General features: G+C 40.6%; 19 protein-coding genes. 14 read left to right on the plus strand and 5 right to left on the minus strand.

The window, feature by feature from the left end; translation table 11 throughout:
* The coding region (locus ABIM45_00005) for a T9SS type A sorting domain-containing protein (protein MEO0238298.1) at positions 1 to 1,546 on the plus strand (1,546 nt) is incomplete at its 5' end.
* A 67-nt stretch (positions 1,547 to 1,613) separates the two neighbouring features.
* Here the strand turns inward: ABIM45_00005 and ABIM45_00010 are convergent.
* A complete protein-coding gene (locus ABIM45_00010; protein ID MEO0238299.1) occupies positions 1,614 to 2,540 on the minus strand; it encodes an isoaspartyl peptidase/L-asparaginase family protein in 927 nt (308 codons plus the stop codon).
* A gap of 129 nt (positions 2,541 to 2,669) precedes the next feature.
* Between ABIM45_00010 and ABIM45_00015 the strand changes: the two genes are divergently transcribed.
* The 4 genes from ABIM45_00015 to fabG are packed head-to-tail and all read left to right on the plus strand — an operon-like array spanning position 2,670 to position 8,469.
* Complete coding sequence (locus ABIM45_00015) at positions 2,670 to 5,855, plus strand: C25 family cysteine peptidase (GenBank protein MEO0238300.1); 3,186 nt, start codon at positions 2,670 to 2,672, stop codon at positions 5,853 to 5,855.
* Positions 5,852 to 7,123 (plus strand): histidine--tRNA ligase, encoded by a 1,272-nt coding sequence (gene hisS / locus ABIM45_00020; protein MEO0238301.1) that lies wholly within the window; start codon positions 5,852 to 5,854, stop codon positions 7,121 to 7,123. The genes ABIM45_00015 and hisS overlap by 4 nt, the downstream gene beginning before the upstream one ends.
* On the plus strand, positions 7,089 to 7,748 hold the full coding sequence (locus ABIM45_00025) for an endonuclease V (protein MEO0238302.1): 660 nt from the start codon (positions 7,089 to 7,091) through the stop codon (positions 7,746 to 7,748). Before hisS ends, ABIM45_00025 begins: the two co-directional genes overlap by 35 nt.
* Positions 7,741 to 8,469: a 3-oxoacyl-[acyl-carrier-protein] reductase gene (gene fabG / locus ABIM45_00030; GenBank protein MEO0238303.1), complete on the plus strand. Its 729-nt coding sequence runs from the start codon at positions 7,741 to 7,743 to the stop codon at positions 8,467 to 8,469. Before ABIM45_00025 ends, fabG begins: the two co-directional genes overlap by 8 nt.
* Here fabG and ABIM45_00035 read toward each other — a convergent pair.
* Both ABIM45_00035 and cdaA read right to left on the minus strand, forming a co-directional pair.
* The gene (locus ABIM45_00035; protein ID MEO0238304.1) at positions 8,461 to 9,345 is read right to left on the minus strand and encodes a hypothetical protein; all 885 of its coding nucleotides are present in this window, start codon (positions 9,343 to 9,345) and stop codon (positions 8,461 to 8,463) included. The genes fabG and ABIM45_00035 overlap by 9 nt on opposite strands.
* Positions 9,342 to 10,094 (minus strand): diadenylate cyclase CdaA, encoded by a 753-nt coding sequence (gene cdaA / locus ABIM45_00040; GenBank protein ID MEO0238305.1) that lies wholly within the window; start codon positions 10,092 to 10,094, stop codon positions 9,342 to 9,344. The genes ABIM45_00035 and cdaA overlap by 4 nt, the downstream gene beginning before the upstream one ends.
* A gap of 79 nt (positions 10,095 to 10,173) precedes the next feature.
* Between cdaA and ABIM45_00045 the strand changes: the two genes are divergently transcribed.
* Together ABIM45_00045 and ABIM45_00050 are read left to right on the plus strand one after the other, a co-directional pair.
* Positions 10,174 to 10,521, plus strand: coding sequence for a PKD domain-containing protein (locus tag ABIM45_00045; protein MEO0238306.1), 348 nt, complete (start codon positions 10,174 to 10,176; stop codon positions 10,519 to 10,521).
* A gap of 4 nt (positions 10,522 to 10,525) precedes the next feature.
* On the plus strand, positions 10,526 to 11,158 hold the full coding sequence (locus ABIM45_00050; protein ID MEO0238307.1) for a deaminase: 633 nt from the start codon (positions 10,526 to 10,528) through the stop codon (positions 11,156 to 11,158).
* 303 nt (positions 11,159 to 11,461) lie between these two features.
* Here the strand turns inward: ABIM45_00050 and dprA are convergent, their stop codons facing one another.
* Together dprA and ABIM45_00060 are read right to left on the minus strand one after the other, a co-directional pair.
* Complete coding sequence (dprA, locus tag ABIM45_00055; protein ID MEO0238308.1) at positions 11,462 to 12,526, minus strand: DNA-processing protein DprA; 1,065 nt, start codon at positions 12,524 to 12,526, stop codon at positions 11,462 to 11,464.
* Positions 12,527 to 12,528: 2 nt separating this feature from the next.
* The gene (locus ABIM45_00060; protein ID MEO0238309.1) at positions 12,529 to 15,006 is read right to left on the minus strand and encodes a hypothetical protein; all 2,478 of its coding nucleotides are present in this window, start codon (positions 15,004 to 15,006) and stop codon (positions 12,529 to 12,531) included.
* Positions 15,007 to 15,188: 182 nt separating this feature from the next.
* On the opposite strand from ABIM45_00060, the gene ABIM45_00065 reads away from it, so the two are divergent.
* From ABIM45_00065 to fabD, 7 genes are all read left to right on the plus strand, one after another.
* Positions 15,189 to 15,749 carry a hypothetical protein gene (locus ABIM45_00065; GenBank protein ID MEO0238310.1) on the plus strand — a complete coding sequence of 187 codons (561 nt, stop codon included), beginning with the start codon at positions 15,189 to 15,191 and terminating at the stop codon, positions 15,747 to 15,749.
* 71 nt (positions 15,750 to 15,820) lie between these two features.
* Positions 15,821 to 16,864: a hypothetical protein gene (locus tag ABIM45_00070; GenBank protein MEO0238311.1), complete on the plus strand. Its 1,044-nt coding sequence runs from the start codon at positions 15,821 to 15,823 to the stop codon at positions 16,862 to 16,864.
* Positions 16,865 to 16,873: 9 nt separating this feature from the next.
* Positions 16,874 to 17,299, plus strand: a complete 426-nt coding sequence (locus ABIM45_00075; GenBank protein MEO0238312.1) for a hypothetical protein — start codon at positions 16,874 to 16,876, stop codon at positions 17,297 to 17,299.
* A gap of 3 nt (positions 17,300 to 17,302) precedes the next feature.
* Positions 17,303 to 18,532 carry a HAMP domain-containing sensor histidine kinase gene (locus tag ABIM45_00080; protein ID MEO0238313.1) on the plus strand — a complete coding sequence of 410 codons (1,230 nt, stop codon included), beginning with the start codon at positions 17,303 to 17,305 and terminating at the stop codon, positions 18,530 to 18,532.
* Positions 18,525 to 19,904, plus strand: a complete 1,380-nt coding sequence (locus tag ABIM45_00085) for a sigma-54 dependent transcriptional regulator (GenBank protein MEO0238314.1) — start codon at positions 18,525 to 18,527, stop codon at positions 19,902 to 19,904. The genes ABIM45_00080 and ABIM45_00085 overlap by 8 nt, the downstream gene beginning before the upstream one ends.
* Positions 19,873 to 21,057: a class I SAM-dependent rRNA methyltransferase gene (locus ABIM45_00090; GenBank protein MEO0238315.1), complete on the plus strand. Its 1,185-nt coding sequence runs from the start codon at positions 19,873 to 19,875 to the stop codon at positions 21,055 to 21,057. The genes ABIM45_00085 and ABIM45_00090 overlap by 32 nt, the downstream gene beginning before the upstream one ends.
* A complete protein-coding gene (gene fabD, locus ABIM45_00095) occupies positions 21,058 to 21,981 on the plus strand; it encodes an ACP S-malonyltransferase (protein MEO0238316.1) in 924 nt (307 codons plus the stop codon). It abuts the gene before it with no gap.
* Positions 21,982 to 21,994 lie beyond the last annotated feature (13 nt).

Raw genomic sequence — 21,994 nt, forward strand, 5'->3', positions numbered from 1 at the left:
ATGCACTTTGAGCTTTTACGAATGGAGTTATCTTGAGAATAATTACGATTACGGTTATGTGGAATACCGTTTGAATGGTGGTTCATGGGTCCAGCTTGGAAGCAGGACGGGAGACAGGAGAAGCTGGCAGAGGACCCAGTATGTAATAAGTGGCAATCCAGGTGATACTTTGAGGATAAGATTTAGGGCAACTTCCGATGGTTCTGTAACTTATGATGGCTGGTATATCGATTCTTTGAAGCTGGGGCCTGTAGTCTTTATGCCTCAACTTTCCTACACCGGTTACAGTGTGAGTGAGGTTTACGGCAATGGCAATGGATATCAGGACCCTGGTGAGCTTGTAAACCTCTATCTTACCCTTACTGGTGGGTTGAGGGGTGTTGACAATGTTGTAGGTTGCTTAAGGGCGTTGGATGGGAATTCGGATGTTATCGATAGTGTCTCGAATTATGGAAACATAGGGGCATACACCTCATCCAGTGGAGACGGATTCCAGGTCTATATCCATCCTTCTGCTTCTATCACAAGTTTGAGGTACCTTTTGAGGATAACAGGTACAGGGTATTCTGAGAGTCTTGAGGTGGTCATCCCTGTGGCGGGGAGGTATGTAGGACCATGTAATTACGGATACAGGGCCTTTTCAGACCTTTCACCATACTCCATAAGACCTACCTTTAACTGGATTGAGATTAAGAACATTGGTACCCAGATAGCAAGCAGTAGTGATGATGTATATCAATCGGTATCCTTGCCCTTCACCTTCAAATTCTTTGGTCGGAACAAGAGTTCAATAACGGTTTCATCCAATGGATGGGTTGGTTTTGGAAGTTATACATCCTCTTACTTTTCCAATGTGGGTATTCCCAACTCTTCAGCCCCTAATGACATCATAGCCATCGTATGGGATGACCTTGATCCAAGTGCCACAGGAAGCGGAAAGATTTACTACTACTATGATGCAGCGAACCACATCTTCATAGTAGAGTATGACAGTGTTTATCATTATGGAACTACTTCGCCGACCAAGGCTCAAGTAATTCTTTACGATCCTGCCTACTATCCGACACCTACGGGTGATGGTAATATAGTGATCCAGTTCCTTATAACACCTGGCCAGACGGATTATACCTGTGGTATTGAGAACTCAACGGGTGACGATGGAATTCAATACTACTACGATGGAACCTATGCTCAGAGTGCCGATTCTATTGTGGGGGGAAGGGCGATACTCTTTACTACGGACACTACGGGTCTTGTCTCCGGCGTGAGTGAAAACCTGCCTCAAAGGACGAGGCTTCTCGGTTTATCCAGTAATCCACTTAAGGGAGTGGGCTTTGTAGCCTTTGAGGTTGCGAAGAGATCCAATGTAACCCTTGATGTTCTGGACATTCAGGGTAGAGTGGTGAAGACCCTCGCGAAGGGCGAATACGACAGGGGATACTACAGGGTCAAGGTCGATGGCGAATCGCTACCTCAAGGAATCTACTTTGTGAGACTAAGGGTGGATGGAAAGGATGAAGTGAGTAAATTCCTGCTGGTGAAATAAAAGGGGATAGTCTCAAAACAAAAAGGGGCCCGCAAGGGCCCCTTTTTATTTTCAAAAAATTATGCTTTTACTCAGGAAGTCCTTTGATTTTTATTTCGGGATCCTTTGATGATACAAAGGCAACGGGCATGTTTTCTGTGTTGTAAGCAAAGCCAATATTTCCGTACTTATCGAGGGTTATGATACCTGTTTCCGTTTTTACCGTGTTGTTTATAAGGTCGATACAAGCCTCTGCCGTTTTTTGAGCGGAGATGCCCATCCTCATAAAATCGCAGGCCGTTTTGGCAAGAAGGGTGCGCATTATTCCCTCTCCAATACCGGTGCAGGAGGCACCTCCAAAGGTGGTGGCATAGGTTCCAGCACCGAGGAGTGGAGTGTCTCCTACGCGTCCAAAAAGTTTTAGAAAGACTCCGCCGGTCGATGTTCCTGCCACTATTTCTCCGTTGTCATCGATAGCCACACACCCTACAGTACCCTTTAGAAGCTCAGGATGCTGTTTAATTAGTGCGTAAATTTTCTTCCAGTGCAATGGTTCCCCTTTTAAGAGTTTTTCCTTTAAGTTCTTCCATTCTTCAAGTCTCTCTTCAGTTATGGGGTTGTATTCAGGAAATCCCATTATCCTTGCAAAATTTTCCGCACCGTCGCCGATAAGGAGGACATGGTCCGTCTTTTCCATTACAAGACGAGCAAGGCTAATAGGATTTTTTACCTTTTCAACACCCGCTACGGCACCTGCTTCAAGGGTTGAACCTTTCATAATCGCTGCGTCAAGTTCACATCTTCCATCGAGGGTAAGGACCGCACCAGTTCCGGCGTTAAAGACGGGGTCATCTTCGAGGACGTTGACTGCGGCTTCGCAGGCAGAAAGGGCATCGTTTTTTTCTTGAAGGACCTTAAAACCTGCTTCCACTGCCCTTTTCAAACCTGCCTTAACGCGCTCCAATTTTTCTAGTTTTACCTTTCCAACACCACCATGGACAATTATTGCCTTCATAGGTAAATTATAAAGTTATGCCATTGGATTTCCCACAGATCTTTAATTTCCTTTAACGATTCAACGTATCTTATTGATATAAAGAGATTTAGATTTGAAAATACGAAAGGGAAGCTTTAGAATACATCGATGATTCTCAACTTAATAATTGCCTTCTCTTTGCAGATCATTTTTCCTCGTGTTGAGCAGAAGAATCCCAATTTCCTTTTTAATCAACTTTTACAGGATTTGCCCTCTCTCTACTTCGAGGGAAGGCCCAATATACCGGTGAAGCCCTTATCTCTTCCTGTTAAAGGTTTTAAGGGAATTGAAGTAAAACCTTTAGAAAGGGAAAGCCTGAGAGTGGACGGCTTAATTCCCCCCTCCATTCCGCCTCAGATCCTTTCTCTAAGCACCGTGAAAAAGGAAGCGCCTTTTGATACAACATTTTACAAAGGAAAGGCGTTTTACCCTGATTCATACTATACATATAGATTGGTGCACAGTGGCCCTGATACTACCCTTGAACTTCAGCTCTTCCCTTTACGTTATAATCCCGGTGATTCTCTGGTAGAGTATGTTACAAAGTTTATAGTAACCGTAGATAGTGAGGTAGCAAAGCAGGATTCTTCTCAGCCTCTCTACCTTGTAATTGCGCCTCAGGATTTCAGAAATACCCTTGCCCCTCTCATAAAGTTAAGAAAGCAAAAGGGTTATTTTGTTCAGTTTAAATCTCTCGAAGAAATTTACTCACATTATCAGGGCAGGAATAATGCGGAAAAGATTAGGAATTTTCTGAAGACTTATGCGGGGTTGGAAAAGGAAAAGTTCCTTCTTCTTGTGGGTGACGAAACGGTAATCCCCATTGTTTATCTTTATGCCTTTGATTGTGAGGCAGGTTTTGCCCCTAATGAAAATAACATCCCTTCGGACCTTTATTATGCAGATATTAACGGTGACTATGATGCCAATGGAAACTCAGTTTATGGTGAAGTGGCTGATTCCGTTGAACTTTACCCCGATTTTTATGTCGGTAGATTGCCGGTAAGGGATACCTTGGAATTACAAAGATACCTTTATAAATTGCTTAATTATGAAATGCTTCCGGACACTGCCTCCCTGCACAAGGCGATCTTTCTGGCTCAAATTTTGTGGAAAGTGCCTTATACTGACCAATCGGTACACAAGGAATATATCCGCAAAAGATTTCTCCCCGCTGATTTCACCGTTAAGGGGTTCTATGAAAGCTATGGTAATGCTGTAAAAACCGACATTATAAGGGCCCTGAATGACGGCGCGAATCTGGTAAACCACGATGGGCATGGATGGTACACAGGCATGTGGTTTGGAAATGACTATATTGGGATCTCTGATGCTCAGGATTTAAACAATATATATGCCCCCTTCTTCCTTTATTCTATCGGTTGCTGGGTTGGGGCGTTGGATTACAACTCACTGGCAGAAGAGCTTATTAAGACCCGAGGCGGGGCGATTGGAGTTGTTGCCAACTCCCGTTACGGTTGGGGTGCACCTGGGAATCCTGGATTTGGATACTCTGACCTCTTTGATAATGAATTCTTTAAGTTACTTTTTAGAGACAAAGATGATGAGCTGGGAAAGGTTTTCTGGAACCATAAGGCAGGCTTTGCACCTCTGGCAAGGGATACCAACGTTTATCGCTGGTGTTACTATGAAATAAACCTACTTGGAGACCCAGCCCTCTACCCCTGGCGAGGGGTGCCAAAAGATTTCGATATTTTCTCAAAGGATGTTAAGAGGGGTAGCATTAAACTGTCTGTAGGCTATGAAGGGCTTCCTTTAAGTGGTATTACGGCAACATTGATGATGGGCGATTCGGTTCTCGGTATTCAAAAATCCGATATTTCAGGGATTATCTCCTTTAATGTGGATACCCTTTACGATTCTGTTCTTCTCACCTTGTGGAAGCCCGGTTTTAACCTTTACTGGGAGTGGATACCGCTGAAGGAGAAGAATGTAGTTTTTAATGTAAAAGTAAAGGGAGATAGTGGGTTTAGGGATTGGGTTAAGGCGGGCGAGAACAACGTGGTTAGTATCCTTGTTTTTAACAAAGGGCGATCGGAGTTTGTAGATACGATCCAATTGTCGTCGAAGGAGCTCCTCTTTGCCCCTAATCGAATTCCCGTAGATGTTCCACCTGGAGAAAGTTTAAGTTTCGACGTAGTATGTACAGTACCTGAGAGTTTGAAGACAAACACCATAAAGGTTTTGGAAATTGGTTCGAAAATAGGAAAAGGCTCCTATCCTCTTAAAATTGCCTGGCCTTCGGTATATTTTGCTTCTTATACGGTGGAGGATAGCCTGTTGATATTACGTTTCCAGAACAATTCCTTTATGGACCTTAAAGGCCGAGTACTCGGGGTTTTTGAATTACCAGGGCTTTTGCCATTGAGGTTTTATTCTGATTCAATTTTAGCCAAAAGCGGGTCCGAGTTTACTTTGAAGACTGATATACCAGACAGTAAGAATCTGCGAGTATTTCTGGATTTCGGTGGCACTTACCTACAGTTAAGCATTGCTTTGGCTTTCGACTCTGCACTTTTCAGCAGTGATTTTGAAACACTTTCAGGATGGTCAGGAGACACGTCCTACTTTTGCCTTTACGATTCAGCGGGACCTTATGGAAAATATTTGACTTATAAAAGCGAATATGCTCCATTTCCCTTACAGGCAAGGCTTTTCTCGAGGAGGTTTAAACTCAACGGAAAGTTTAATCTTGGCCTATGGTTCACTTACCGATTCCCGACCTATGGTACCACTGGAGTTAAGATCTCGTTATTGAAGGAGTGGTTTAGGGGCGGTGCAGTTTATAGAAGTGAAATTCAGGATGTTGTCTTTCTCGGTGCAGGTGGAGCCCTTAACGAAAAGTCCATTTATGGGAATTGGGCCTATTACGAGTATGAAGGGGAGATTGATGATGATCCTGACTCGGTGAGACTCTTAATAAACTTCACGAAGGATAGCTCTTCGGAGACCTATTGGGGGCTTGACAATTTAAGAGTTAATAGTGTGAATAACAACAGTTTCAGTAGGGAAGAAATTGCCTTTGAAGGGGTTAAGGTACTAAACTTTCCTAACACACTAAGGGGTGAAACCTTAAAGCTGCTTGCATTGTCAAAGAGGTCTGGAATTTTAACGGTTGAATTTTTTGATGCAGGAGGAAGGGAAGTTAAGGGTTATAACCTGGCTTTAAAGGAAGGCTTAAATGAGTGGATTTTACCCCTCACTGGGGTTAAAAATGGGATTTATTTTGTTAGAATTTTAAACTCAACAAAAAGGGTGGTGATAGCAAAATGAGTATTAAATATCAGAGGCCAAGGGGAACAAGGGATATCCTCCCTGAGGAGGAAAAGTTCAGGGAGGGATTAATTATAAAAGCCAGGAGAGTTCTTGAAAGTTATGGTTATACCTTCATGATCACTCCCACCTTCGAATATGCTGAACTGTTTTCCAGAAGTATTGGTACCACTACCGATATCGTTGAAAAGGAGATGTTTGTTTTTCAGGATCGGGGTGATAGACTATTGGCTTTAAGACCTGAAGGTACTGCTTCCATTATCAGGGCCTTTCTGGAGAATCAAATACATCCTCCTGCGAAGCTTGCTTATGTTATGAATATGTTTAGAGCCGAGAGACCTCAAAGGGGAAGGTACAGGGAGTTCTGGCAAATTGGTGCTGAGGCACTTGGCATCAGGGACCCGCTACTCGATGCAGAAGTAATTGAAATGGCTGTTAGAGTTCTTAAAGAAATGGGCCTTGAGAATTTTCAACTGGAAATAAATTCCATTGGTACTCCCGAGGAAAGGGAAATCTATAAGAGAACCCTCCTCGATTATATCGAGGAGAAAGAGCTTATGAAGGAATTCACCTTGTGTGAATCGTGTAACCGGAGAAAAACGACCAATGTTTTGAGGATTTTGGATTGTGAAATCGATGCTCCAAAACTTTATGATGCACCAGTGATTCTGGAATTCCTCTCCCGTGAATCCTATCGTTATTTTGAAGAGGTACAATCCTATTTAAATAGCTGGGGAATTGAATATACGATAAATCCGAAACTTGTCAGAGGCCTCGATTACTATACCCACACCGTATTTGAAATTAAAGTTAAGGAACTGGGGGCGCAGGATACTGTTTGCGGCGGTGGGAGGTATGACAGACTGGTTGAAGAGCTTGGGGGTCCTGCAACTCCTGCAATGGGATTTGCCATAGGCCTTGATAGGGTTGTGGTTGCAATGGAAAACAAAATTCCAAAGCTTAAAGGGCCATTTTATTTTGTCGCCACGGTAGGGGAGATGGAAAGGGGGTACGGAATAAGGCTATTGAAGAAATTGAGGGAGTGGTACATTCCTTCGGACATGTGCTACGAGCTCAAGAGTTTGAAGGCGCAGTTAAAGATTGCGGATAGGATAAGGGCTCAAAGGGCAGTAATTGTGGGTGAAGACGAAATAATGCGGGGAAAGGTAAGAGTCAGAAATATGGAGACAGGCGAAGAGGTTGAGGTAGATGAAAATGAATTGAAGGCAATTTATGAAAGAGAAATTTCAAGAAATCCAACTACTTAAAAAAGTTCAGGAGGAACTCAGAAATCTTGTAATTACTGTAAATAAACTCCAGGACTATAAATATATTGGAGGATGTGACGTCTCTTACAGGGGAGATGAAGGTGTTGGGGTTTTCGTGGTGTTTAATAGGCAGTTTAAATTGCTCGATGTGGCCATCGTAAAGAGGAAGGTGGATTTTCCCTATATACCCGGCTATTTGGCCTTCAGAGAGGTTCCGTTCCTCATTGATTCTTATAATAGGCTTCAGTTGAAACCGGATATAGTACTCGTTGATGGGCAGGGTATTGCTCACCCACGGGGATTTGGTGTAGCTTCGCATTTTGGTGTCTTGCTGAACATCCCCACAATTGGGGTAGCAAAAAGCAGGCTATATGGCCATTGTGAAATGCCCGAACCTGTGCGCGGAAACTTTACTTACCTGCGAGATGAAAATAACAACATTATTGGGGCTTGCCTTGTCACTAAGGATAGGTCTAAACCAATATACGTCTCCATTGGTCACTTAGTTGACCTTGACACGGCCATAAGGGTCGTTCTTGAAAACACTTTGCATTATAAGATTCCAGAGCCCTTGAGGGTGGCTCATCATTACACCCAAAGAGAAAATAGGAGGTCTTATGAGTAAAGTTGCAGTTGTGACAGGTGGATCAAGGGGTATTGGATTTGCTATAGCCGAGGAACTCGGGAAGAAAGGCTATATTCCGATTATTACAGCCAGGAAAGAAGAGGAACTTGCAAAGGCGCAAGAGGAGTTGAAATCCAAGGGCATCGAGAGTAGTTATAAGGTATTGGATGTAACGGATTATAAGGCCTGTAGGGATTTGGCGGATGAGATTTACAATCGATACGGCAGAATAGACATCCTTGTGAATAATGCGGGAATTACTAAAGATAAGTTGTTTATACGGATGGCTCCCACTGATTGGGAAGAGGTTATAAGAATAAACCTTTTTGGGACCTTCAATATGACCCACGCTGTTCTCAAATATATGGTTAATGCTAAAGCAGGTGTGATAATCAATATTTCCTCCGTTGTGGGCATAACTGGAAATGCAGGACAGACCAACTATTCTGCCTCCAAAGCGGGAGTTATAGCCTTTACCAGGTCCCTTGCAAAGGAAGTTGGAGGCTGGGGCATTCGGGTGGTCGCCGTAGCACCGGGTTTCATTGAAACTTCAATGACCGATAAACTTTCAGAGGAGATAAAGAAGGATTATCTTTCTAAAATTTCTCTAAAAAGATTTGGAAAGCCTGAAGATGTGGCAAAGTTGGTAGCCTTCCTTGTGAGTGAAGAGGCTAACTACATTACAGGCCAGGTTCTAACCATTGACGGTGGTTTAATCTGATTTTTTAATTGGGATCATCTCGGGCTCAACGGATACAATTTTTATCGGTGGGGGTGCATCCACTTCCAACTTATAAAAGGAAAGATTTTCTGTGCTGTCAACGGGAATTGCTCTTATGATAAAGGTTTTTGATGAAATTTTGTAATCAGCAGGCCGCAGGAAGGCGATTTTAATTCTCTGCTCGAACTTCCTGCTTCTCAACCAGATAGAGTCTGGATACAATGTATCCAAAGTAAGTTTGACTGTGAAATCGACATTATTCTCGATTTTTAAAAAATTGCTTCTAAGGTTTTCTATTCTTGCTACTAAAAGAGTATCGCTGGATTTCTTGATTTTTATGGGCTCTAAAGGTACGAATTGAATTTTACTTACTATAGAGGCGGGTCCAATTATGTTTGTTGATTCTGGAATGACGTTAATCGATTTAACGAAGAGGGCATTATTTTGTAGTAAAATCGAGACAGCCTTAACTGGCACTTTTCTCCTCTGAATTCTATCCACCTGAACAAGAAACGTTCTTGGGTTAACGTCAAAAATCTCTATGTCTTTTAGTGAAATTGGCAGGTCATCGTAATCAAATTTTACCTCATTAACTCCGTATCGCAGATTAGAAAGATTTTTGTGAAGGACTTTTTCAGAAAATTTGATTCTGAGGAAAGTTTTTCCTGAAGTTTTAATGGAAGCGTTTAGGTATTCAGGTAGTTCACTTATAATTACTAACGAATCCCCCAGTCCTTGAACGGTGTAGGAGACCTTAAAAGGGATGGTGTAAACTGAAATTTCATCAGTAGTTGCATTAAACCACACGAGGATGCCCAGGATTAGAGAAATTATCTTTAGGTCAAGGTTTTCTTTCAAAAAATTGAGCTTTTTCATGCCTGCTTAATCAATAGCTCTTCTAAGTATTTCCTAAGATTTTCAAAAGTTAAGCTCTCCGACAAAACACCCTTGTGTGCTATTCTTATCGATCTTCTTTCCTCTGAAATTACTATTGCTAAGCAATCAAAGTGTTCAGTGACGCCAAGAGCAGCCCTGTGTCTTGTACCTAAGCTTCCTTCGATAATTCCCACCTGAGAAAGGGGCAAAATGGTTCTGGCGCCGATTATGTGATTACCTCTTATTATTATTGCACCATCGTGTAAAGGGCTGTCAGGGAGGAAGATGGAAAGAATAAGAGGTGCTGAGAGAGTTGCGTATATTTTAACTCCGCTTTCCGTAATCAGCTCATCCAGCCTCATATTCCTTTCTATAACTATTAGGCCACCAATTCCCCTTTGAACCATCTGCCGTATTGCCCTCTCTAACTCTTGTATTTCTACAATTCCGATCCTCTTCCTTTCCCCGATAAAGGTGCCAGTTCCAATTACCGCCAGCCCCTTTCGAATCTCGGGTTGGAAGATGACAATTAGCGCTAATAGACCATATCTTGTAAAGGCTGAAAGTAACCACATCAACCCTTTCAGGTTGAAAAAGGTAGATATGGCAGAAAGTCCAATGACTGCAATAAGACCCATGATAATGTAAATTGTTCTGGTGCCCTTGAATAGCTTCAGGATATAATAAATGATGATCGTGACAAGGACAATATCAGCAAAATCACGTACGGTAAAAGGGTAAAATTTCATAGTTAAATTTTACTCCACAATTTAAGCCCTACAAAAGTGGAGGGTGGAGTTTCGTTTAAAAAGAGGTTATAATTAACGCATGAAAAAAATGATTTTTCTCGTGGTGTTTATTCTTTGTAGTTGCAATTTAAAAAAGAATTCCGCTCCTATTCCCGAGATCGTAGAAATTCCAGACTCTGCACATCCGAAGGAGACCATTTCTATTAAAGTAAGGGCGACCGATCCCGATGGCGATTATGTCAGCGTAAGGGTGGACTTTGGGGATGGAAGGGTCTCAGATTTCTCGGAATGGGTGAAGTCGGGAACGATTGTGATCTTCCAAAAGACATACACTGCGCCTGGTGATTATTACGTAACGGTTCAGGCTAAGGATTTTGAAGGGAATTACAGCTTGTGGTCTTCGGGAAGAACCATAAGAATAGAATAGCGTTATGCTCCACGATTCAACCTTCATTGAAATTCTTGATATTATAAAAAGGCAGAGTTCCTGTGTTTATTACAAAACAGGCGCCTTGGTCGTTAAGGAAAACCGTATAGTTTCTATGGGTTATAACGGCTCTCCTTCGGGCTTTCCTCAGTGTGATGAGCTTCAGGAAGTCCTTGAATTTGCTTATAACAACAAAGAAAGTGTAAGAAATTGCTTGGAAAGTGGGGGGATTGAATCCTTCGCAAGGGAATACTTTGACAGATTTAAGTACTTTTACAAATATTCTAAGGATTTTATCAAATTCTTTGGTAAAAAACTGGAAGAAGTGCTAAGGAGGATTGTAGAAGGAGAAGCCGGCTCAGAAGATTTCTACAATTTAAATTTTATACACTCACGATATGAGATCCATGCGGAGCAGAATGCTATCGCCTTTTCTCTTAAGGCAGGTACCAATATCACGGGGGCTACCCTTTATTCGTCCCTTTTACCCTGTATGGAATGTGCCAAGTTGATCGTGGCGTCGGGGATAAAAAGGGTTGTATACATAGAGGATTATGAAGATAAAAGATTTAAAGAAACTTCAAAAACTTTCCTTGAAATCAATGGGATTAAGGTAGATAAGCTAATTAAGGACTAATTATTTTTCGAATAGGCGGTTGCTTAAAAATTTCCACTTAAAACTTTGTAAATTGGTTTGTATGGTTTAACCGATGGATTTGTTTGCACAGAAGTGATAAAAGGAAAAAGATTTGAGAATGCCTTTTTTATCTTGGAAACTGCTCTGCCCTGATAAAGCTATTGATTAGAATAATTTGCAGCACTCACCCAATTTTTGCTTCGCAAAAACTTCTTTCATGCTTGAACTCTATGTTTTTTTAAACGTCATATGTTCAAAATTATAAAATCGCCAAAAATTATTTTAGAGGGGAATGAAATTCTTTTAAGCCTTCGAATAAAATTTTCCTGGTAATTCTTGAATTAGCCCCTTGATTTCGAGCTGGAATAGAATGGATAAAAGATCGGATACTAAAAGCCCTGTTTCAGCAATTAGTTCATCGAAGTGCTTGGGTTCGTGATATATCTTCTCAAAAACAATTTTTTCAAGGTCTGTAAGGGAGTCTCCCCTCTCGGACTTTGCCTTTTTTGTTGACTCTATTCCAAAGTCCTCTAAAATGTCTTCAACGCATGTAACAGGCTTTGCGCCATCTTTAATCAATTTATTGGTCCCCGCTGAAGCTGGGGAATTAATGGGTCCAGGTACCGCATATACCTCTTTGCCCAATTCTACAGCCCATCTGGCCGTAATTAAGGCCCCGCTTTTTTCACCGGCCTCAACAATAACGACGCAGTCAGACATTCCCGCAATTAGCCTGTTCCTTTTTGGAAAGTTCTCCTTTAAGGGTCTTGTTCCTGGGAAAAATTCAGAAATTAAAGCCCCCGTTTGAGCGATCTTCTCGAAAAGTTTGCTATTTTCAGGAGGGTATGTCACATCAATTCCACAGCCGAGGATAGAAGTGGTCTTACCGTCCTTTTTTATTGCAGTTTGGTGTGCTACTGTATCGATTCCCCTTGCTCCACCTGAAACTATGTGAAATTTATTTTCTATGAGTTCTTCGCATAGTTTTCTGGTAACCTGAATTCCGTAGTTTGTAGGGTTTCGTGTTCCAACGATTGCAATCTTTTTCTCCTTTGGGGGTGGGAGAGTCCCTTTGTAAAATATAACGGGTGGAAAAATTTCTTTTATTTTAAACTCTTCAGGATACTCTTGAAAGGTGAAATCGATACATTTTATGCCCCTATCTTTAAGCTGTGAAGCAATTTTTAATGAGAGTTGGAGATTAGCGCTTTTAATTTGGACTGCTAATTTTTCCGGAACTATCTCTTTGAGTTCCTTAAGGCTTGCCTCGAAGACCTTCTTCGCTGATCCAAAATGGGAAACCAGTTTTTTGTAATAAACAGGTCCCACTCCTTGAATCGAATACAGAGTATAAATATATTCCTGCATCTTCAGTTGGGGTAGTAACTCCAGAGGTCGACTTCTGCCAAGGCGTTTTTAAAATCTTCGTATTTGCTTAAAAGAGAGTTCCTTATGTGCCCAATTTCACTGTTTTTTATGTTCTTTGTAATCTCGTAAAAAGCCAAAGCATTGAGGGCATTCATACTGACTAACTCCTTAATCTCTTTTGTGTCTGCTTGGTAATTATCATTTTGTAGCATTTTGAGTAGTATCTCAAATAGCCTCTTCCGTGTGAAAATATATTCGCTCTTCGTCTCAACTGCTTCCAGAAGGGTTCTGGCCTCATCAACCTCATTGTTTTTCAAAAGATTTTGAATTAATGCAAGCAACATCAAATTGGCTTTGTAAATATTCCCTCTCTTTTTTTCGTTGTTAATCTCTTGTTTTGTAAAGATTAGGCCCTCTTTTGTAGAACCAGACTTGACCTGCAAAAGCCCAAGGTAAAAACGGTAGGGGTAGTTCGTTTTGGGGTTTATGTTTAGAATATCATCGATTGAAAACCTTATAAAGCTTTCAGCACTACGCGGTGGCAGTAGGTAGAGGTATATTTTCCCTATCTCTTCGAGCAATGTTTCTTTTAAGTGCTTGTTTTTGATTTCATTCAGCGACCACAACACGTTTTCGATGTGGGTTAGTGCATCGTGGAATTTAAAAGCGAGGAGCAACATTTCCGCCAATTTTAATTCGAGGAATGTCGTTTTTTCTATACTTTTGGATGCCTTCAGAGCCTTCGTGTAATATTCTATAGCTTTGCTAATTTTGTTTTTGTAAAATTCACAATCGCCCAAGGTTTCAAAAATATTTACCTTTCCATTTTGAAAAGGGCCACTAGACTTAGATTTGAATTTTTCAAGAACCATCTGAGTGTTGCATTCAAGTTTATCTGCGTTGTAATCAATTTTGAGTTTAAGCAATAGTAGTTCCTTTGATAGCCTTTTTTGTTGTGCAAGATATTCCTTGAGAAATCTTGAGACAGTCTTCGTTTCTCCAAGCTCAGTTAAAAGTTCAATTACTTTTGGAATTAATCGCTTTTGTTCCTTTGCCTCTGTTTTAAGGCCGTTAATGTAGTCAAGTGCCTTTTGGTACTCACCCATGCTAATAAAAAGATTTATAATGGTTTCGTTTATGGATGTTTTTTGCCTTTTTGTTTTTGCAAATAATTTTGCTTTTTTTGCATGTTGATATGCTTTCTCGTATTGTTCTTTCTTTAATTCTTCGTTTATGGCCTCGTAATAGAATTTAAAGGCGTTTTTGTAATCTCCCGAAAGTTCGAAGTGCCTTGCTATTTCCCAGGTAGCAACTGGAAAACCGTTCATTTTTTTAGTATGAAGTAACTGGGCATAATGGCCGTGGATTTTTTTAACTTCTCTCTCAGGTAAATTCAGGAGAGGATGAAATTCTACGACCGGATGGTTAGAGTGAATTTTGTTCTTTATTATTCTAATAATTCCTTTGCTGCTTAAATTTTCGATAATTTTTTCTATGTTTTGAGTTTTTACTTTTGGAAATAGTTTTATGAGGTCTATATTGTCCACCGGCCCTGCGGAAGATAGAATTACATAAGTTACTAATTTTTCGTCTTTGCTCATTGATTCGAAAAATTTTTGCGATTTTTCAGGGTAATATTCTTCATAGGGAAACTCTGAATTCTCGTTTAAAACCCAACCCGAGTTCTCGTCCCATCTAAAAAAGTTCTTAGAGTTGAGGACTTTTAATATCCAGATGAGTTTCGAATAACTCTTCATACTTCGGTAGTAAAGAAGTTCTAAAATCTCCCGATTAACATTGGGACTTATGAAGAAAGACTGTAAGGTCTTCTGGACATCTTCGATGGTTATTGAGTCTATTTTAATGGAGGAATTGGGGTCGCTTATGAGTCTGATTTTTTTGAATCCTTTTTCGTTCCGTATTGTTAAAAAATTCCCCTTTTCTTCTTCAGCAAGGGTTACTTTGCCATTTGTAAATATCTGTATAGCCTCCACTGCAAGGAATGGATTTTCTTCAGGTAAATCAACAAAAATCTCCTTATTATCCGAATCTATTAATTCCGCAACCTTTTTGTAACCTTCAATATTTGGAATATGGAGATGCCTCCTGTTATTGCTAATTTTTTCGTAAAACTTTTGAAACAGAAGGGCAGGAGGGCTTTCAAACTTTTTCAAGTTAAGAGTTGCGCTGTTTAGTTTTCCTCTTAGAAACTTTTTGTAGATTTCCTGTTGCCTCAATTTCATTAAAAAACTTTTAGGATCTCTTGTCAATATAAGAAGTGAGGAATTGCTGAAGATGAAAATAGCTTCCTTTCCTGAAGATGTGCTGACTTGCATTAAAGGTTTAAGGAGCTCGGCTGTTCCAATGAGTGGGTATTCTAAGTAGAGAAGGTGGACATGAGAATCTTTTGTTGAAAAGTGGGCTAAGTGAGTTAAAAAATCAAAAAAATTAAAAGCCAATGCAAAATCAGGGTTTTCCATTTGCTAAAAGGATAAATCTTTTCCTGTAATCTTTCAAACGGACGGATTTTTAAGGCTTCGACAAAATTTTCCATTTCGACAATTTTGTCGAGAATGGACAAGGAAGATGCCTTTGAAGAACTAAAAAAGTGTTTGGCACAAAATTTGCAGAATAATTTTTAGCACAAAACAGGAGGTGCGAAATGAGGTACACCAACATAATAAAAATAGCATGGCTCCCTCTCCTTCTGGGCTTGGCCTTTGCCCAGGAGAATACAGGTACACAAAAGGACTCAACAAACAATTACCGCTACCGGGAACAGTACAGGTATCAGGAACACGTCAGGAATCAAGGGGATACGATTAAGGTAATGTCGGGTGAGAGGATAATGAATCAGGGGGATACGATACAAATTCGGACTACGAAATCTGTTAAAAATCCTGCAGTACAGAGTGAAATGACCGTTGAAAAAACTATATCCAAAGATGGAAACACTCTCATTCAGATTGAAAAAACAGTTATCACGCCAAAGGATACTATTACCATTCAAAAGGAAGTGGGTTCAGCGAGCAGAGATACTGTGAGGACAAGGGAACGCCAGAGGATAAGGAACGATTCTGGTTGTGATGGAACTCCAGACACGTTAAGGATTAGGGAAAGAGAACACTTGAGATTAAGGGATGGTAGCTCCTCAGGAAGCGAAGGAATTGGGACTGGTTTAGGATCCGGCGCGACGCAGAGAAGAAGTAGAAGAAGTAATTAATAGCCAACTCTTTGGGGCGCACACGGTCAAAGACCGTGTGCGCCCCCTTATAATTTTAACAGGAGGTTCAAATGTTAATTTTCATATTGTTTCAGTTAACTCAGCTAAACCTTAGTTTCCATAGGGGATTCGATACGAATTTGATGCTGGACACCAGTTATCTTCATGATTATTACAACGGGCTGGATCTTACCTTTGGTCACTACCCCATTGAGAAACCATGGGGATATGAATTGGCTCTTGGTGGTAGCTTTTTTGACAATTACACAAGCATGAACTTTTTAACTTTTCGTGGCAACCTGTCTTATTTTAAGGATTTTGGAGAAGCGGGAAACTACATGGAAAGCGGGGTCGATTTTACATGGGATGTTATATCACCGTACAAATCTTTAACTATAACGCCCGGTGTTGCATCTAAAATTTATCTTGGGGAAAAGAAGATGTTTAATATTATCCCGAGCTGGGATTTAAATCTCTTGTTAGCTGACGAAAGTTATAATTTCGACAATATTCCAAAATTGAGGCTTAATGGCAATTTCTTTGGAATTTCAGCGGCACTAACAGGGATGTTAAAATGGAGGTACGGTGCAACCTATGTTGTCTCTTCAACAGGGATAGGATATTCGCCTTACGCGGCCCGTTATACCTGGGTTACAAAAAGTCTTTCTGCGGGAAATGCCGGTATCAGATTGGGAAAAAGGTTTGGTGGCCTTCTGGGTATATTCTATGAATTTGATTATCACTTTTTGCCCACCAGCAACTTAGTAAGTGTGGATAATCTAAAACAAAGGCTTGATCCACTTAACGAGGAAGAGTTTGCGTACAGTGGAATTTCCAATACCTTTAATGTAAGTTTAATAGTTAGCAAGGTAGCAATTGATTATACCTTTGCGTTGAGTTCTAAGGATTATAGTATTGTCGATACTACCCAATCACCTGTTTCACGCCATGACAATGTGTTGGTTCACAGCATTACTGGCAGTATTTCCCTTTTTAAAAAGAGATTTGAGGTTGGTTTATCCGGCTTTTTCCGTTACGAATCCAATACCTCAACAATGCAAGGATTTTCCTATACACGAAAAGAGGGTGGCGTTGGGCTTTATATGGGCTTATAGGAGGTGTTTATGCACTTTTTGCTTTTAGTTGTTTTAACGGTGATCCCAAAGTATTTTTACAATGTTAGTGATACTGCAACGGTTAAGGGAGAAGTACTCAGTGTTGAAAGGGAGCAGATAGAAGGAAGTGAAGTTTATCATGTTGTGTTATCTTTTAAAAGCGTTGACACCACTTTAAAAGTGGTATTGGGACCAGCCTGGTTCATTGAGGAGATACCGAGGAGAGGTGATTCCTGTGTGGTAAGTGGGTCTGTTTTTAGGACAGAAAATGGAATATACTTAATCGCGAGAAAACTGTTTAACAGCAGAACAAAGACCTCTATGTCACTGAGGACAGAAAGTGGATTTCCTCTCTGGTATAGACAAAGAGCTTCTGAAAGGTTTATGGATCGGGCTGAAGGGGGGCAGAATAGGCAGAGGCAAAGGCAAAGGTAATTAATGAATTTTAGAAAACTTGTTCTTGTTTTCTTCATTGATATTGTGTTAGTAGTTTCTTTTTTCGTCTATTTAGTCCAAGAACAGCAAAGGATTTTTAGGGAAGAAAGCAAAAGAGACGCTCAACTTCGATCTGTGCTTGTACGCCAGATGTTTTCCCACCTGGTAAAGAGTGGAAAAGAAATAGACGACTCACTCTTGAAAGTTGTAGTAGATTCTACAAACCTTGATTATGTTGCCCTCCTGGGAGGAAGAAAACTTCTTCACTGGGCTTCGAAATATGAAGGTTTTTTACCCGTCGAGAGTTTTGAAGAGATAAAACCGGGTCGAGTGAGGTTGATTAAACTTCCAGATTATTCGATAGTCGAATTTTCTTTTTATTTAGATTCCACTATAGTTGTTTGTGGCTTTTCCGATGAACCTTTTTCCAAATTAACGAGGATCACTGTGTATGGTATGGCATTTTTAGTGGTAGTGTTGTTGATAATATTCGGCATTACTACGTTTTCCTTTTATTTTTTAAATCGGAAGCTCAAAGAGAGGGAGCTGGTCCTCGTCAAAGAGGAAGAAAAGGCAAAGTATTTCAGGGAACTTGCAGGATTTTCAAGCCAGGTTGCTCATGAGATAAAGAACCCTTTAAATTCAATAAGTATGGCTATACAGCTTGCCAAACAGAAAGGTTTGTCAGGAGATTTGCTGAAAATTATAGAAGATGAAACAAACAGGTTAAATTCGATAGTTAAACGCTTTTCTTCTGTTTCCAAAGGGATAGAGATGCACTTGGAAGAGGTAGATTTGACGAAAGTGGTAAGTGATGTTATCACTGATGCAAAGGTCTTTGCCACGGCATATGGGGTTAAAATAGAATTTAATGCAAATGGGTTTTCTCAAAAGGTTAAAACGGACCCCTTATTGCTAAAACAGGCTCTTTTTAATATAATTAAAAATGCCATCGAGGCCTTTGAAGGAGTTTTTAGAGAAGAGAAAGTGGTAAAAGTCAACCTCAAAAAAGAAAAAAGGAAGGTTATTATATCCATTGAAGATAATGGTTCGGGAATGACTGATGAGGAGGTAAAGAGGGCCTTTGACTTATTTTACTCGACCAAATCTCAGGGTATGGGACTGGGTTTAAGTGTGGTGCGAAGAATTATGGATGCCCTTGGTGGAGAAGTCAGGTTGGTGAGCAAGAAAGGCGAAGGGACGAAGGTGGAGTTAATTCTTACCCATGGCTGAGGAATATACAATTTTAGTCGTCGAAGACGAAGAAAATGCGCGTAAACTCCTTCTGGAATATTTAGGGAATAACGGATATAAAGTTTTTGGCTGTGCCACCGGCGAGGAGGCACTTCAATTTTGCAGGGAAAATTTTGTCGATTTTGCACTGCTCGATATAAGGCTACCCGGAGTGAGCGGGATAGATCTCATTCCAAAGCTTAAGGAAACAAATCCCCTTATAAAGGTCATAATGGTTACTGCCCTTGGTGATGTAGATTTGGTTGTAAGGGCTATGTCTATGGGCGCTTCAGATTACGTGGTTAAACCCGTAAACCTTGAAAAACTGTTAGCAAAAATCGAGGAGATAAAGCCCAAACATATTGAGGAAGTGGAATTAAAGGCTATCAAAGATATCTCTGAACTTCACCTCCCTGAGTTTGTATACGCATCTGACAAGATGAAGAAAGTGCTTTATTATGTAGTGAGAGCAGCCCGATCCAATGCGCCCTGTTTGATAACAGGTGAAACGGGTACAGGAAAGACTGCCCTTGCACGAATTATCCATTCCCTTTCTTCGAGGAGAGACGGCCCCTTTGTGGATGTTCATTTACAATCTATACCTGAGACCCTCATTGAAAGTGAACTTTTCGGATATGAAAAGGGAGCCTTTACCGGTGCCGATAAGAGCTACGAGGGGCTTATAGTAAGGGCTCAAGGAGGCACCCTTTTCCTTGATGAAATCGGGGAGCTCAAAAGAGAAATGCAGGTAAAATTGCTTAAGGTGATTGAAGAAAAAATGGTTAGACCGGTAGGTGGAACGCAGCCCAAAAAGGTGGATTTTCGTTTAATTACTGCAACTAACAGGGATATTAAAAAAGAAGTCAAACAGGGCACTTTTCGAGAGGATCTTTACTATCGAATCAATGTGATTGAAATTGCTGTTCCACCCCTAAGGGAGCGGAGGGAGGATATTCCTGTTTTATTGGATTATTTTCTCAAGAAATACAGTAAATCAGAAGGAAAAGAAATAAAGGGCTTTTCAAAGGAGGCGCTAAAATACCTTTTAAGGTATCACTACCCTGGCAATGTTAGAGAGTTGAGCAATATTGTGGAGAGAGCAACCGTAATGGCTACCAAAAACGTAATAGACGTGAGTGATTTACCTGAAGAAGTTGTGAGAAGTAGTGCTGCTCATAGCAAATTTGTTTCAGGCGGTGTAACTACTTTGCCAGAGGTCTTAAAGGAGATCGAAAAGAATATGATCCTTGAAGCTCTAAAGGAGGAAAATTTTGTAAAATTAAGGGCAGCGAAGAAACTTGGGATTTCAGAACGTGTTCTAAGGTATAAAATGAAGTTATATGGAATTGAAGATGGAAAGGGCGATAGTTAAGGGGAACCCCATCCAAATGTCCAATCATCCGTGGGTATACTCAGGCAATATCTTATCATGCAACGCACCCAAGGGCGCCTGTGTGGAGGTTTATTCAAGAAAGGGTGTATTTCTGGGATCGGCTATTTACAATCCTGATTCTTCTATCGCTCTAAGGTTTTATTCCCGGGAAAGGGAAGAACTCAGTTATTTGTTCATTAAGGAAAAACTCATAGTGGCTGATAAAAAACGGAGAAAGCACTTTAATAAGCCTTATTATAGAGTTGCCTTCAGTGAGAGCGATGATTTGCCCGGTCTAATAGTTGATCGATATGGAGATGGCTTTGTTTTTCAAATAAATTCTTACGGGATGGAGGTAAGGCGGGAAGAGGTTATTAAGGCCATCTTTGATGCCTTTTCCCCTTCTTTCATTGTAGAAAAGAGCGAGGGGCACGCAAGAAAAGTCGAAGGTCTAAAGGAGAAGACAGAAGTTGTTGTAAATAAGGCATCTTATAATTTGTCAAGAATTATTGTGGAGGAGGACGGCCTTAAATTCTATGTAGACCTTATAAATGGTCAAAAGACTGGTTTCTTTTACGACCAGAGATACAATCGCGCCTTAATTGAAGATAGTTTGAAGGGAAATTATGTTCTGGATCTCTTTTCATACATAGGTGCCTTTTCTCTAAGGGCTCTAAGAAAGGGTAAAAAGGTATTTGCCATTGATATTTCAGAGGAGTCGATCGCTTTATTAAAAGAGAACGTAAAGCTGAACGGGCTCCCCGAGGAAAATTTAGTTTGTGAGGTGAAGGATGCCTTTGAATTCTATAAAGAAATTGCCACTTTAAAGATGAAGTTTGACTTTGTCATCGTTGATCCGCCTTCCGTTGTTAGGCGTGCATCGGACCTTGAAAATGCCTTAAAATCATATATAACGCTACTAAATGGAGTTTTTAGCATGTTAGAAAAGGGTGGTGTTGTAGCTGTTTTTTCTTGCAGTAATCATATTAAATGGGAGCATTTATACTCTGTAGCCCAGAGAAGCACTGGGTTAAGCCAGAGGAATTTCAGAGTAGTGAGGCTTTTAAATCAGGATTTCAGGGATCATATAGTACCTGTGAATTTTCCCGAAGCAGAATATTTAAGGGGTTTTCTTTTAGAGGAGGATTTGTAGATGGCAAATTACATTTTTATGTTTCCAGGCCAAGGCTCACAGTATGTGGGCATGATGCAGGATATCTATAATAAGTTTGATAAGGTAAAGTATCTTCTGCGGGAAGTGGAAGATATCCTCGGGTTTCCTCTCGGTTATACAATGTTCAATGGACCTGATGAAGTCCTCACAAGGACTTTATATACCCAACCCGCTATTTTTACGCATAGTGCAGCGATAGTTCATATTTTGAGAGAGAATGGAATTGAACCTTTTGTAACGATGGGACACAGTTTAGGTGAAATAACAGCCCTCTTTGCAGCAGGTGCACTCAATTTCCATGATGCAGCAAAAGTGGTTGCGAAACGGGCAGAACTAATGGATAGGGTGTATGAGCGAGGTGGTATGTCAGCCGTAATTGGTCTCGAATTGGAGAAAATTAAGGAAATTCTTGAAGGATTCAAAAATAGGGTGGTTATAGCTAATATTAATTCGCCTTCCCAGGTTGTCATATCCGGTTACTTAGATGACCTTGAACTTGTTGAAGAGAAACTCAAAGAGGCAGGTGCTAAGAGGATAATCAGACTTAAGGTTTCCAATGCCTTTCATTCTCCTTTGATGCGGCCTGCACAGGAAGAGTTTGCAGAGTTTCTAAGGGACATAAAGTTTGAAGCCCCGAGGGTTCCAGTAATTCCCAATGTGGAGCCCGGTCTGGAATCAAATCCCATTATGCTAAAGGAATTGCTGATTAAACAACTGTGTGGTACTGTAAGATGGGTTGAATCCCTAAAGGTAGCCAGTAGAATTAAGAATGCAACCTTTGTAGAGATCGGTCCAAAACGGGTTCTTGGTAGACTTCTTAAGGAAACCCTTGGAGAAGTGCCCTATTTCTCAATCGATACATACGAGGAGCTATTAGAATTTCTGAATCAAGCTAAATCTTGAAAATACCGCGGGT

The organism is candidate division WOR-3 bacterium (genome assembly GCA_039803545.1).
Classification (GTDB): domain Bacteria; phylum Hydrothermota; class Hydrothermia; order UBA1063; family UBA1063; genus UBA1063.